Source organism: Myroides sp. LoEW2-1 (assembly GCF_009767705.1).
In the GTDB taxonomy this organism is placed as follows: Bacteria; Bacteroidota; Bacteroidia; order Flavobacteriales; family Flavobacteriaceae; genus Flavobacterium; species Flavobacterium album_A.
The window spans coordinates 1-14,074 of the sequence record NZ_WSPP01000314.1 but is presented as its reverse complement, the minus strand read 5'-3'; the positions used below and the strand labels follow the sequence as shown (position 1 = coordinate 14,074).

At 34.6% G+C, this 14,074-nt stretch carries 15 protein-coding genes; 11 read left to right on the top strand and 4 right to left on the bottom strand.

What is annotated here, in order from left to right; all coding sequences use genetic code 11:
* Positions 1 to 291 precede the first annotated feature (291 nt).
* Complete coding sequence (locus GOQ24_RS15175) at positions 292 to 1,893, top strand: ABC-F family ATP-binding cassette domain-containing protein (protein WP_160340067.1); 1,602 nt, start codon at positions 292 to 294, stop codon at positions 1,891 to 1,893.
* Positions 1,894 to 1,933: 40 nt separating this feature from the next.
* Here GOQ24_RS15175 and GOQ24_RS15170 read toward each other — a convergent pair whose 3' ends face one another.
* Complete coding sequence (locus tag GOQ24_RS15170; RefSeq protein WP_155092877.1) at positions 1,934 to 2,398, bottom strand: GNAT family N-acetyltransferase; 465 nt, start codon at positions 2,396 to 2,398, stop codon at positions 1,934 to 1,936.
* Positions 2,399 to 2,417: 19 nt separating this feature from the next.
* Positions 2,418 to 2,879 carry a GNAT family N-acetyltransferase gene (locus tag GOQ24_RS15165; protein ID WP_155092878.1) on the bottom strand — a complete coding sequence of 154 codons (462 nt, stop codon included), beginning with the start codon at positions 2,877 to 2,879 and terminating at the stop codon, positions 2,418 to 2,420.
* 246 nt (positions 2,880 to 3,125) lie between these two features.
* Between GOQ24_RS15165 and GOQ24_RS15160 the strand changes: the two genes are divergently transcribed.
* The gene (locus GOQ24_RS15160) at positions 3,126 to 3,992 is read left to right on the top strand and encodes a GNAT family N-acetyltransferase (RefSeq protein WP_155092879.1); all 867 of its coding nucleotides are present in this window, start codon (positions 3,126 to 3,128) and stop codon (positions 3,990 to 3,992) included.
* Between the two features lie 703 nt (positions 3,993 to 4,695).
* On the opposite strand, the gene GOQ24_RS15155 is transcribed toward GOQ24_RS15160, so the two are convergent.
* On the bottom strand, positions 4,696 to 5,337 hold the full coding sequence (locus GOQ24_RS15155; RefSeq protein ID WP_155092880.1) for a porin family protein: 642 nt from the start codon (positions 5,335 to 5,337) through the stop codon (positions 4,696 to 4,698).
* Positions 5,338 to 5,672: 335 nt separating this feature from the next.
* Positions 5,673 to 6,278, bottom strand: coding sequence for a porin family protein (locus GOQ24_RS15150; RefSeq protein WP_155092881.1), 606 nt, complete (start codon positions 6,276 to 6,278; stop codon positions 5,673 to 5,675).
* A 205-nt stretch (positions 6,279 to 6,483) separates the two neighbouring features.
* Between GOQ24_RS15150 and GOQ24_RS15145 the strand changes: the two genes are divergently transcribed.
* The 9 genes from GOQ24_RS15145 (at position 6,484) to GOQ24_RS15105 (ending at position 13,874) form a co-directional block, all read left to right on the top strand.
* Positions 6,484 to 8,277 (top strand): ABC transporter ATP-binding protein, encoded by a 1,794-nt coding sequence (locus GOQ24_RS15145; RefSeq protein ID WP_155092882.1) that lies wholly within the window; start codon positions 6,484 to 6,486, stop codon positions 8,275 to 8,277.
* A 269-nt stretch (positions 8,278 to 8,546) separates the two neighbouring features.
* Complete coding sequence (locus GOQ24_RS15140) at positions 8,547 to 9,341, top strand: helix-turn-helix domain-containing protein (RefSeq protein WP_160340066.1); 795 nt, start codon at positions 8,547 to 8,549, stop codon at positions 9,339 to 9,341.
* A gap of 81 nt (positions 9,342 to 9,422) precedes the next feature.
* A complete protein-coding gene (locus tag GOQ24_RS15135; RefSeq protein WP_155092883.1) occupies positions 9,423 to 9,824 on the top strand; it encodes a RidA family protein in 402 nt (133 codons plus the stop codon).
* A 392-nt stretch (positions 9,825 to 10,216) separates the two neighbouring features.
* A complete protein-coding gene (locus GOQ24_RS15130) occupies positions 10,217 to 10,441 on the top strand; it encodes a DUF2798 domain-containing protein (RefSeq protein ID WP_155092884.1) in 225 nt (74 codons plus the stop codon).
* A gap of 3 nt (positions 10,442 to 10,444) precedes the next feature.
* Positions 10,445 to 11,098, top strand: a complete 654-nt coding sequence (gene ribB, locus GOQ24_RS15125; RefSeq protein WP_155092885.1) for a 3,4-dihydroxy-2-butanone-4-phosphate synthase — start codon at positions 10,445 to 10,447, stop codon at positions 11,096 to 11,098.
* Between the two features lie 9 nt (positions 11,099 to 11,107).
* On the top strand, positions 11,108 to 11,680 hold the full coding sequence (locus GOQ24_RS15120; RefSeq protein WP_155092886.1) for a Crp/Fnr family transcriptional regulator: 573 nt from the start codon (positions 11,108 to 11,110) through the stop codon (positions 11,678 to 11,680).
* A 386-nt stretch (positions 11,681 to 12,066) separates the two neighbouring features.
* Positions 12,067 to 12,555: an RNA polymerase sigma factor gene (locus tag GOQ24_RS15115; RefSeq protein WP_155092887.1), complete on the top strand. Its 489-nt coding sequence runs from the start codon at positions 12,067 to 12,069 to the stop codon at positions 12,553 to 12,555.
* The gene (locus GOQ24_RS15110; RefSeq protein ID WP_160340065.1) at positions 12,545 to 13,153 is read left to right on the top strand and encodes a hypothetical protein; all 609 of its coding nucleotides are present in this window, start codon (positions 12,545 to 12,547) and stop codon (positions 13,151 to 13,153) included. The genes GOQ24_RS15115 and GOQ24_RS15110 overlap by 11 nt, the downstream gene beginning before the upstream one ends.
* Positions 13,154 to 13,379: 226 nt before the next feature.
* Positions 13,380 to 13,874, top strand: a complete 495-nt coding sequence (locus tag GOQ24_RS15105) for a hypothetical protein (RefSeq protein WP_155092889.1) — start codon at positions 13,380 to 13,382, stop codon at positions 13,872 to 13,874.
* Positions 13,875 to 14,074 lie beyond the last annotated feature (200 nt).

The window sequence follows — 14,074 nt, the reverse complement described above, 5'->3', positions numbered from 1 at the left end:
CTCATTTTGGCGAATTTAATTTAAAAAAGTAATATTTATAAATAAAAGTATTAAATTTGCGACAGTATTAATTAAAACATAGTTTAAATGTATATAGCTGAGTAAAGATTGGTTGTTTAACCAATTAAAGTGAGCTTTCACTATCAAAGAGGTTAAAAGATTCTTTAATTGAAGATATGGATTCTCTGTATTTTCTCAATACTCAGCAATATGTGATTAATTGTATTTGACCGTGAGGTAATGGTATACGGGCCATTGGTTAGGTATTTAATTAAATAATTTTAGTAAACTATGGTTTTAAGTATTTCAAACTTATCCTATTCTCATTCTGATTATTCCCCTTTATTTAGCGATTTGAACTTTGTCTTGAATCGAGCAGACAAAATAAGTCTTATAGGTGATAATGGTACAGGTAAAAGTACCTTATTAAAATTGATTTCATCCGAAATTGCACCTCAACAGGGTACAATCGAGTTGACATGCTCTCTGTTTTATCTCAAGCAAAATAAAATAGATTTACACCATCAAACCATTGCAGAAGCTCTGGGGATAGATGTTAAGCTCAATGCCTTAAAAGCAATATTGTCTGGAAGTTCTTCTGCGGAACACTATGATCTATTAGATGACGATTGGGGGATTGAGGAGCGCGTTGAGCAAGCGCTGAATTATTGGGACTTAGCAGAAGTCGATTTGACCAGTAGTCTTGCCACTTTAAGTGGTGGCCAACAAACCAAGGTACAATTTGCGCGTATGATGTTGAGTCAAGCAGAACTCTTGCTTCTGGACGAGCCAACCAATCACATTGATATAGCTACCAAGTTAAAACTTTACAATTACATTGAAAACTTCAAAGGAGCGATAATTATCGTGAGTCATGATCGAGCACTGTTGAATCAAGTACACCTCACTTACGAGTTAGTAAATGGAACTTTGGAGCGATATGGTGGAAATTTCAGTTTCTTTAAACAACAAAAAGAACTTAAGCTTGCTGCAATGAATAGACAGGTAGAACAAACTCAAAAAGAGTTAAAAGAAGTTGCAAGGGAAAAACAAAAGCAAGTAGAAAAACAGACTAAGGAAAAAGCAAAGAACAAACGCAATGAAAAATCTGCTGGATTGCCCAAGATTGTTATTAATGCCTTTAAGAATAAAGCGGAGAATAGCGCAGCCAAGTCATTAGATGTTCAACAGCGACGGGCAGATCAGATAAAGGGAAATCTAAGCGAGTTGCAGAGTCAACTACACAAAGAGAGTCTCTTTGATATTCGCTTTCCACAATCGAGAATAAGCAAAGGTAAATTACTGTGGAGGGCTTGTGATTTACAGTTTACATATGATCAAACAAACGTCTTTATTGAACCTCTTAGTTTCGATATCGTTGCAGGAGAAAGAACTAAGATAGTAGGAGATAATGGAAGTGGAAAATCAACGCTTTTTAAATTGTTAATGAGAGAACTATTTCCTTCAAGTGGAGAACTTGAGCACAGTCAGTCCCAGCCTGTAGTAGTCTATTTGGATCAACATTATGGGCTTTTGACAAGTGAATTAACATTGCAAGAGCAAATTGCATTTTACAATAAATTAAATAAGCCTTCAGTAGAAGTGAATAACTTATTGTTTCAATATGGACTTCACTTAGAACTATGGCAGAGAAAAGTAGCACTTTTAAGTGGTGGTGAAAAGCTTAAATTAGCATTGTGTTGTTTGACGTTAGCTTATGAGAATATTGATGTATTATTGTTAGATGAGCCGACAAATAACTTGGATATCAAGAGTACGGAGAGTTTGACAGCAGCATTAAATCAGTTTAACGGAACCATATTGGTTATCTCTCATGACACTGTTTTTTTACAGGATATGCATACTGATAAAGAAATTAACTTAAATAAGTAAACCAAAAGAGGTTGTTTCATTTGAAACAACCTCTTTTGGTTTAATCTAAACGCTGTCTCATCGATTGATTAAAATTAGTAAATCCTTCTCTCTCATATAATTTTTGTGCAGCAGTATTGGCAGTTAAGACATTTAATTCAAGATAATTTACTCCTTGTGACTTTGCCCAAGATTTTACTTGTTGTAAAAGAGCTTTTCCAATACCTAATCCACGGGAATCTGGATTGACAACGATATCCATGATGTACACTAATTTCTGTTGAACAAAACAGTTATACATAGGAGCATCTTGTTTTTGAACGATCACAAATCCTTCGACTTGTGTATCTTTTTCGAAAACGTAGATCAAAAAATTGTTCTCTTGATTAATCACACTTTTGACAAACTCATAATCTTGATCTGTTTCTTTCATATAGTTTGGCTCATAAATAGCCATTTGCTTGAATAGTTCACGATAGAGTAGTAGTATGCTTTGAATATCGGCGAGAGTCGCTGTTCTAATCATTCTCTTAGGTTTTAGTAATTCATAATTTGTATCTCATTACACTGTGTACAGTTTCAAATGATTCTTTGAGGTATAGTGCTTGTGCTTTACTATTTTCTCTTAGAACCAAAAGCTCAATATAATCCACTTTCTTTTCTTTGCCCCATTTTTTTACATTTTCAATCAATTCTTTACCCAGCCCTTTGTTTCGGAAACCTTCTTCTACATATAAATCTGCAAAATTCAGATAACGGTGGGATACATAGCATTCATAAGGTAAAGTTTCTTCAATGAATAGGGCGGCCATCCCTATGAGTTGGCCTTCATGCTCTACGACAATAAACTCAGCCTGGTCGCTTTTTATCGTTTCCTCAAGAAAGTCAACAGCGGGCAAGTCAGCCTTAAAGTAATATGGTTGATACACTTGTTGTGTTTTAAGTTGCTTCTGATATAGCAGTTGTAATTGCTCTATATCCGTTAGTTCTGCCACTCGTATTGTCATATTGTGTAAAGTATAATAAAGCTAATTTACTTCTTTTTTTCTTTTAAAATCATTGATAAATAGAGGTGTTTGCATCAGTAAGAGATGTAAAGGGGTATCGTTATTTTTAGCACCTTGATTATTTGTTAGTTACTTATGGAATAAGGGTAGGTGAGCGATTTAGTAAATAGAATAATTAGAGAGAACATATGAACAGATTTGTATAAAGCTATTATATTTGGAAACTAAGAATCAAAAGATATAGACATGAAATTATCGATTCAACTCGCAACTATAGACGATTTAGGGATGTTAACACAAACAGCGATGCTCTCGAAACAAGTATGGGGGTATAGCCAAGAACTTATGTATTTATGGAAGGAAGAATTGACTATCACAAAAGAAAACTTGATTAAAGCGCAAGTATATAAGTGTTTTGTTGAACAAGAGTATATTGGTTTCTTTGAGCTAAGAGGAAAAGGTGATTATGTTACTTTAGAACATTTTTGGTTATTGCCCAAGTGTATAAATAAAGGATTTGGTAAAGAAATAATCAAGCAAATTAAGGTCATGTCACATCAGCTTGGTTTTAAGTATATCGAAGTATATGCAGACCCTAATGCTAATTTATTCTATGAGAAAATGAGTGGTGTTTGTGTTAAACAAATTTTGACTAAAGTACCTGGTAGGATGATGAATATCTATCATCTTCCTGTAGTAGAGCAACAATGGGTAGATTTGCATACTGTAGGATTGGTCGTTGTTGAAGAAGGTAAGCTGCTATTGGCGTACAGCAACAATAAGAAAGCTTGGTATTTGCCAGGTGGTAAGATAGATCAAGGAGAAGAAAGTAAGGTTGCTCTAATACGAGAAGTAGAAGAAGAATTAAGCCTTAGTATGAATAGTGATCGATTACAATATTTTGTCCATATCATTGCTCCAGCCTATGGAGAGAAACTCAATATCATGATGCAACAAGATTGTTATGTGTATGAGTTAAGAGATGAGAAGATAAAAGCCACTAATGAAATCGGGGCAGTGAAATACTTTAGTTTTGAAGATTATAAGAAGGAAGAAGTCCAGGTACCGGGAGTACTAATGGTATTTGAGGTATTAGGCTACACAAAGTCGTAAGACTTAGTGTCGGTTCCGCAAAGTTTCCTGACTTTGCACTAAAGTTATCTATAACTTGGAAGCGTATAGCTCATAGTCGTTGGACTTAGCACAGTGTTGTAGGTATATTGCTTACAGTCGCAAGATTTTGTACAGTGGGTATAGAAAACTGATTCTAAAAGAGTTGTTTTATTTCGTATATTTGATATAAACATTTCTCAATTATTCGTTTTAGTATCTGATAACTTTTACAATCTAATGTATACTAAACAAAGAAATAATTAGTTTCTTTCTATTTTTAAAAAACACCATATATCTATGTGGTAAAATTCTCATTTTTTACAATTTATAAATTCTTGAAAAGCGTGCTACGCGTGTATTTTTCGGGTGTTGTTCGGTGTTTCTTCGTAAAAACACTACTTTTTCCAATGTTTAGCGAGTAATCCCTGAATAATCTCCGAACAAATGACATGAAGAATGGTTGTGTCTCCCGTTTTTACTGGTTTTGATCTTAGTTCGGTAGATGTCGAACCGCTGTTTTGGATATGATTTGTAAGTTCAATTTGAGAACAGTAAAAAAGACAATTAGTAAGAGAAGAACAGGAGGTTTATTGCATTAATCAAATAATAGTTAGAGGTCATAATAAATAGGCTAAATAGGCTATTACAAAAAAAGGGACTTCTTTTTTAAAGAAGTCCCTTTATAGCTATTTTGCAGGAATAATTAGAATTTATACCCTACAGATAATTGAGATACTTGATTCTTAGAAGAAGGTCCTTCTTTGTTAATTGAACTTAGACCTATATTAGCACGAAGATCAAAGAATACCCCAATTGGTAGTTCATATCCTATACCAAAATTTAATCCAAAGTCCACTTTATTCATCATCTGTTTTATTGAAACACTATGATTGTTTGCAGAAATACCAGCTTCAGGAATTTCAACTTTGTCATAATGTAGTTTTGCTGTAGTCAAGAAACCTATTTGAGGTCCTGCTTGTAGGTTTAAACCTTTCCACACATAATATTTAGCCATAATAGGTAAAAGAATGTAGTTTTGTTTAAACGTTCCTTCTACCTTTACTTCCCTAAATTCTAATAATCCATCATCATAGCTACCTGCACCATCAAATTTAGCTCCTTGACCTGAATATAATAATTCAGGTTGAATTGAAAATTTTTCAGTAATTGGAATTTCAGCGACAGCTCCAATGTGGAAACTGGTACGCGTTGAAAGCCCGTCAGCATTTGAAAACTTAGATTCGTTTAAACCTACTTTAGCTCCAAATTTAATTTCTTTTTCTTGTGCATTTGCAGCAAAGCCGATAGTTAGTGCTGCAATTAAGGATAAAGTAATTTTTTTCATGTTTGTTTAAGTGTTAATTTTTTGTAAAAGTATTTAAAAATTATTAACAAACAATAAGAGAAGTTAAAATAGGTGAATTTTCACTTTTATTCTATGTAAAATCTTTTTTTATGAATGTATAATTTGGTGATATTGCTTTTTTGTTATCTGTGGCTTAGGAGTGTTTAAGTATATGGCTCAAAGTCGTGAGGCTTTGTGCAGCGTCCATGCATAGCAGCTAATATATGAGCAGTATTGCTTCTGAAAAGAAGATCAACAGACAATATTGTTAGACCTTAAAAAAATAAAGGTTCTTACCACGTGATAAGAACCTTTATAGTTATGTTTAAATAGGATTAGAATTTATACCCTACAGATAACTGGAATACTCCGTTTTTTGCTTTTAATGTTTCTCCTTCAATTTTTTTAGTAACATTACTAAGACCAAGGTTGTAACGTGCATCAACAAATAGACCAAGTGGTAATTCATAACCTAAACCAAAGTTAAGGCCAAAATCAAAAGTTTTGATTACATCTTTCATATCTTCTCCAGCGCTTTTAGCAGCTACATTAAAAGCAAATTGAGGACCTGCTTGTACGTTTAAACCTTGGAAAATATAATATTTTGCCATAACAGGGATTGTGATATAATCTAGCTTTGTTGTATAAGTATTACTTGTTGTAATAAAAGTATTATCATTATAATACTCATCAATATCATCGAATTTCATACCTTGAGCAGAGTATAATAATTCAGGCTGTATTGAAAACTTTTCATTGATAAAAATTTCAGCTACAGCTCCAATATGGAATGCTGTTCTTGTATCACCATTAGCATCACTTCCGTTTATGTTTGCAAAGTTAACCCCTGCTTTTGCTCCAATCTTTACGTCTGGAGTTTGTGCATTAGCTGTTAGACCAATTGCTAAAGCAGCAACTAAGGATAAAGTAATTTTTTTCATATTTCTATAAGTGTTAAAATTTTAGCAAAATTAAACTAATTTTTAATTAAAACAATATTAAAAGTTAAATGTGATAGCCTTTACTTATACTGTCAAATTGTGACTCTTTATTTCATCACTAAAAATCGATATAGTTAAAAAGTATTATTATTTTTTATTGACCTAAATCAATACTTTCTATTTAGAACAATTCTATCTTTGCAGTATGAATTTGATAAAAATACTTAAACAGATAAAACCTTTTGTAATGCCTTATAAAAGGTTAATAATAGGAACTTTAGTATTGACGGCAGTGGGCTCTTTTGCCGTTCAGGTAAACGCTTTGATTATTCGCCATATGGTGGATACTTTAAATGAGGTAGTTACTGGGGTACAAGACTTGGCTTGGGGATATAAGATGCTGTTGTTTAGTAGTGTGGTGTTAATCGCAAAAGAAATAATCAATGCTTTTATACAGTTTGGGCAGAAGTTTTTCGGAGAGAAATTGCGTATTTATGTCTCAAGAGATATTTCTCAATTGATTGTGACCAAGATATTGACGTATCGCATGGCGTTTTATACCTCTGATGAGAATGACAGTGGAAAATTACAAACTCGTATTGACCAAGGGATAGGGAGTATTACTCGTCTTATACAGAATTTCTTTATCGATATATTACCACTGTTTGCCAATGCTATTGTGGCATTAGTGTTTATTTATACTGCCAACGTCTATGTGGGACTGGTTAGTACTGCTATGATTCCTTTGTACTTTTATGTCAGTCAGTTACAGGCGAGTAAGCTAAAAGGGTTTAGACGAAAAATGCGTAGCTTTAGAGAAAATAAAAACAATGGGATTATCTCTTTAATTAATTCTATTACGGTAATTAAGTCGTTCGTCAGAGAACCTTTAGAAGCCGAAAAGCATGAAGCAATTCAATATGATATGACAGAGAATCAATTGCAAACAAGACGTATGAGTTTTGTATTTGATGCTGTAAAGGGGTTCATTGAACAGTTTGGGCTTGTGGTGATTATTCTGATGACAGCCTATTTCGTATTAAAAGGTGATATGACTGTTGGGGCGATTATGTTTCACGTTCTGTTATTCAATAACGTGACAGCGCCTATCAGACAACTTCACCGTATTTATGACGATGTAAATGATGCCATGATTTACTCAGAGAGTTTCTTTGAAATCATTGAGGCTGAGCACGAGGTAGAAACGACAGGTACTTATGTGCCTACACAAATAAAAGGTAAGATAGAGATAAAGAATGTCTCTTTTGACTATCCAAACGGGACAAATGCTTTGAAAGAGGTGTCTATGGTAATAGAACCCAATAAGACTACTGCATTAGTAGGGCTTAGTGGGGCTGGTAAGAGTACGGTGATTAACTTACTGGATAAGTTTTATGCACCTACATCAGGGCAAATCTTCTTAGATGGTGTAGACCTAAGAGAATACGATACTAAGGAATTGCGTAAACACATAGGGCTGGTACTGCAAAAGAATCATATCTTTCAAGGGAGTATTGCTGAGAATATCCGCTATGGAAATCCGCATGCTACGATGGAAGAGGTGGAATTAGCTGCTCAGAAAGCGTATATCCACGAGCAGATTACTGAGTTGCCTCAGGGGTATGAGTCTGATGCTCGCTTACTCTCAGGTGGACAGCAACAGCGTATCGCTATCGCTCGTTTGTTTTTAAAAGATCCCGCTATTATATTTTTAGACGAGCCTACTGCCAGTTTAGATGCGATTGCTACAGAGCAAATCAAGAAAAGTCTGGATGCGATTAAGGAAAACAGAACAGTGATTATCGTCTCACACAGTATCTCTCAGATTATCGATGCGCATGATATCGTGGTTATGGAGAAGGGAAGAGTGGTAGAGAATGGTAAACACGAGGACTTGTATGAGAATAAAAGTACGTATTACGATATCTTTTCTGCAATGGCTAATAGCTTAAATTTGGAAAAAATATCTCAGACTTTACATCAAGAGGGAGGAAACTGAGAACGGGAGGACCGAGCTTCAAGAAAATGTCCGGTGGACATTTTTAGCGATGGGGCCAGGCGGCGTGTTGGCGACTTAGGAAACTGGGAAACGGGAGGACCGAGCGTGAAGAAAATGTCCAGTGGACATTTTTAGCGATGGGGCCAGATAATGCGGTGGCAGTGTGGAAACGGGAACGGAAATAGTATATAAAATTAGGTTATGTTATGTATAGGAGTCACTGCGTATGCAGTGGCTTTTTTTTATCTTTGTCATTAAAGTATGTACTGATGTATTATCATGAAATAGCCCCTATATTACCTTTAAGACCTTATGTCCAGTATTTTTGGGTGTTAGAAGATACTATGGAAAGTACAGAGGTTAGGAACTTTAAGATTATTCCCGATGGAGTACCTGCTTTGATTTTTCAAGATAGTCCTAATCTATTTACTGATGTTCAGGGTAAGCTTATTCCAAAATTGTACGTGTATGGGCAGTTTAATCAGTATACAGAGGAAAGAATTTCTGGAGCGTTTAGAATTATAGGGGTTTATCTGTATCCTACGGCATTAAAAGCACTATTTGGCATTGATGCCAATGAGTTTGCTAATCAGAATATTCCCTTAGAAGAACTTGTACATCAACCCATTTTGGAGAAGGTGGTCAATGCCAGAACAGTAAGAGAGAAGATAGTAATCATCAGTCAATTTTTAGTTCAGCAATTACAGAATCAAAAAGGAAATGCCGATAAGGCAAATTACGTTTCTAATCTGTTACAATATGGCAAGTCATTAAAGCAGGTGCAGCAAGAAATGAATATCTCAGAGCGAACGCTGGAGCGCTTAGTGAAGCAGTATGTAGGTATGTCTCCTAAAGTGTACTCGCGTATTATACGCTTTCAGGCAAACTTAAACCTCTTGCGTGAATCAAGTTTTAAGTCTTTAACGGAGCTTACGTACGAGAGTGGGTATTTCGACCAATCGCATTATATCCGTGAGTTTAAGACATTCACAGGTAGTACTCCAAAGCAATATCTATTAGATACACAAGAACAGCTACTCAATTTTCCTGAGTTTAAAAAGTAATTCTATTCTTGTCGGTTTTATACAATTTTTAATGATCAACTCCTTATAGTTTTGTTTTTCAAAATAATTAAAAATATTAAGATGAAAAACATGAAGGAAGTCAAAAGAGTAAACCCAACGACTTTATCAAGTCCTGTGGGGAGGTATTCACATGTGACGATAGTGCCTAAGGAAGCGACAATCTATACATTTTCAGGTCAGATAGGTACCGATAAAGAAGGGCGTATCCCCATGGTGTTTAATGAGCAGGTAGATAATACGTTTGCGAACATAAGAGCTTTGTTAGAAAGTCAGGGTTTGAGCAGTCAAGATGTTATTAAGGTTAATATTTGGTCTACAAAAGAAATTGACTGGGAGTATTTTGACAAAGTGTGGGAAGAACTATTTGAAGGAAGTCATCCATCTATGACAATTGCTTATATTACTGCATTGGGTCTATCAGAGATAGATATCGAAATAGAGGTGTGGGCAGCTGCTATTTAGGGAACGGAAAACTGGAGGACCGAGCGTGAAGAAAATGTCCGGTGGACAGTTTTAGTGAAGGGGCCAGGTGGCGTGTTGGCGATTTAGGGAACAGGGAACGGGAGGACCGAGCGTAAAGAAAGTGTCAGGTGGACAGTTTTAGCGATTTAGGGAACGGAAAACGGAAAACGGGGAACGGAAACAATATATAAAATTAGTTTATGTTATGTATAGGAGCCACTGCGTATGCAGTGGCTTTCTTGTTTTAAGAATGTAAGTCGTTAAGCTTAGTTGAGAATTGTTTCTATTTGTAAAGAACGTTTCCTTCTTTTTTGACTTATGTCAATGTTTGAGAGTGTTGAGAAGAAGACCTTTGTCCTATCACAAATCACAAATCACAAAATAGAGATAAAATGGATAAAAAGTTTTATAAGTATATCAATACTTTATTTGTCGTCGTGCCAATGACTTTAATTATGGCATTTGTAGGCTTAATACGCAATTATGGTTTTGGAGAAAACTGGGTTTTACTCTTTTTAAAATCCTGGAGCACCATGATTCCCGTGGCTTATTTAGCAGCTTTTGTCATTATTCCTAAAGCACGCACTATAACTGAATCAATAACTAAAAAAGAATAAAGAATGAGTCAAGAATTAACTCTAAATCACTTTGGGTGGGATAGTCAAGAGAGAGTAGAACGAGCAATTAGCAACTTAAAAAGTGGGAAAGGTGTTCTATTACTGGATAATGAAGATAGAGAGAATGAAGGGGATATAATATTTTCAGCCCACTTGATGAGCGAAAAAGATATGGCAATGATGATTCGATATTGCAGTGGAATTATTTGTTTATGCTTGACAAATGATAAAGCAGATGAGCTTGAATTACCTTATATGGTTGAACAAAATAGTAGTCGTTTTCAGACTCCCTTTACCATTACTATAGAAGCGAGCAAAGGAGTAACAACAGGATTGTCTGCAGCAGATCGATTAACAACTGTAAGAGCAGCAGCAAACAAAGATGCGGTACCAGGGGACTTAGCTCGTCCAGGACACATCTTTCCGTTAAGAGCAAAGAATGGAGGAGTTTTAGAGCGCAATGGTCATACGGAAGGAAGTATTGACCTTATGAAGTTAGCTGGTTTACCCCCTCAAGCAGTATTGTGTGAGTTAATGAATGACGATGGGACTATGGCAAGGTTACCTGAGGTATTGATTTTCGCTCATGAACATAAAATGACAGTTTTGACCATAGCAGATTTAGTTTACTATCGTACCTTTGTTTTACAAGATTAATGATATGAAATGAAAAATTTAATAACATACCTACAAAATAGTGTTGAGTTTACTGATGAGGAGTTAGATAAGGTTCTTTCTTATTTTCACTATGAGAAGTATGAGAAAGGAGTGCAGTTAACTAATTCTGGTACTAATAGTCATAAATTGTATTTTGTGTCTAAGGGATGTGTTCGAATTTTTTATATTAATGAAGCAGGACAAGATGCTACTCGCTATATTGCGTTTGAGAATCAGTTTGCAACTGCATTAGTGAACTTTATAGATAATTCAAGTTCTTATGAATACTTGCAAACCTTAGAAGTGACAGAAGCTTATTGGATTACGCATAACGATTTTTATAACCTATTGGAATCTATGCCTAAGTGGGAGAAATTCTATAGAAAGTACCTTGAGTTAGCTTATCTGAATAATACTGCACGACATTTCGAAATGGTAACTATGGATGCAAGTGAACGATACAAACGATTACTAAGTCAAAATCCTATAATTGTTAGGAGGTTGCCGAATAAGATTGTCGCTACTTATCTTAATGTTTCTCAAGAAACGCTAAGTAGAATCAAATCAAAAGTATTAATTTAATTTTCTTAATTCCTCAAATGCAACTTGCCTTGGGGAATTTTTTATGTATATACCCATTCTTGGGTAGGATGCACTTCTTATCTATATATTATTTTAAGTGAGGTTAATATAAAAGTTGATGCGAATACAGCATGAAAGAAATAGTTCTTTAATATAGAACAATCACCTTATCTGGTATATGAAATCAATGAGCAATCATAATCTTAGAGTAGATAAAAGAACTCTAATCGAATTTATTTTAAGCATAGGTTGTAAGTAATCTATGCTTTTTTATTCATTCTCTAAATCAGTTAACATTTCGAAGGCATAGTTAAGTAGATCATTTGTAATTTAGTTGTAACATATTTCCATACTGTGTATCTAAATTACAAAACCAATCAAAAAACATGAGTATGTATAAAGAATTATTTGAGTCGCTCTATGCACACTATTGGCAGCGAATTTATCGATTGGCATTAGGATATGTTAATGATGCGGATTGGGCTAAAGGTATAGCACAGGAGACTTTCGTTAATGTGTGGAATCAGTTGCCCAAGTTTAGAGCTGATTCAGGCTATGGTACGTGGATATACCGGATCGCTGTAAATATCTGTTTAAGACAAATAGAACGGAGTAAAAAAGTAATGTCTGATGAAAGCAAGATAAGGCAGAGCAAAAGTGTAGAGGAGGAGTACAAAGAAACCAATACTCAGATACTCTATCAAGCGATTAGTGAATTAAGTGAGATGAATAGAATTATTATTTCGCTGACTTTAGAAGGGGTGGATCAAAAACAGATTGCTGATGTGACAGGACTTACACATGCTAATGTGCGTACTCGAGTACATCGTATTAAAGAAGAACTATATCAAAAACTCAATAACTATGGAAAGTAATCAAGTAAATTTAGAACAGCTCTGGGCTACTCCGAGAGTAGAACACAGCGATATTAAAGAAGTTTATCAGTCTATAGATACCTATCGTTTAAAGAAAGTAAAGATGAATTGGGCTCTGGCTATAATAGGCGTGTCTACTATAGGCTGGATCATTGGAATTTATATATGGTTATTAGACACTGAGTTTGCTGGAAGTTTATGGGTGATTTTGGGATCTCTATGTTGTGGAATAACGATGATGTTGTTTATGTTTAATTATTATCGCTTAAATAGCTTAATGCCAGAATCTATATTAACACAGTCAACAAGTGATTATATTGCGTTGCTAACGAAAGAAAAGAAGCAACAATTACAATTGTCAAAGGTATGGATGAATGTATATATCGTTACTCTCATAACTGGGATAGCTATCTTTACTTATCCGTTTATTGTAAAGATTGATTCTGCAATTGTGGGAGGAAAGAATATTGTATTGATGGGTTATTATATTGTATTAGGGATCTGGGCTGGCGTGAATATGTATGGGAACAAAAAGATGAATACAAAAAAGATAATAAAATTAGAGCAAATGATTAGCTCTCTACAAGCTATTAAATAAGAAAAGTAAAGTCGCTTTAATTGTAGGGATTCTCCCAGCAAAGTCTCGAACGGTAGTTGTTTTTCTGTAATTTACGCTTCCAGTATTGCTTTTTTGAATAAGGTTCTAAATGATTGATGTAGTATCAGATAGTGAAAGGAAAGGTTGAATTATACTTATTAGAAATCTTTTAACTTTTATCTCCTTGTAAATTACAGTAGCTTTGACTTTTTAAAATAGAATAAATATGAAAAAAGTGTTGCTTTCAGCTGCTTTTGTATTAGCTATATCAGTTACTACATTTGCACAATCAACTCCAAAGAATGCCATTGGTTTGCGTTTTGGAGGAAATAGTGGATTAGGTACAGAGATAACTTATCAAAGAAAGTTAGCTAAGAACAATCGATTAGAATTAGATTTAGGTTGGAGAACTCGCCATGATGTAGATGCTTTTAAAGTAACAGGTATCTATCAATGGATGTGGAATATTGATCAAGGATTCAATTGGTATGCTGGTGCTGGTGCTGCAGTGGGAACTTGGAACTATTCTGAAAATATCAGAGGTAAAAGATATTCTGATAATGGTACTTTCGGTTTGGTAACGGGTACAATAGGAGTGGAGTATAACTTTGATTTTCCTCTGCAAATATCATTAGACTTAAGACCTGAAATATATTTGAATGACTCTTATAGAAATGGTCTTTATACTGATTTAGGTTTGGCAGTGCGCTATAGATTCTAAATTTTAAAAACACCTGAAAGCGATTTAAAATATACAGTCATCTTTTACTTGTTAAAAGATGACTTTTTTATTGAAGAGAAGTCGATGTTTGGCCTTTCTTTGAAATAGCTCACTGAAGTAATTAGGTATTTGCAAAAAAAGTGCTTTGTTGAGGTAATGATAAAATGGCGATGTAGATAGCCTTAGAATTAAAATAGAGG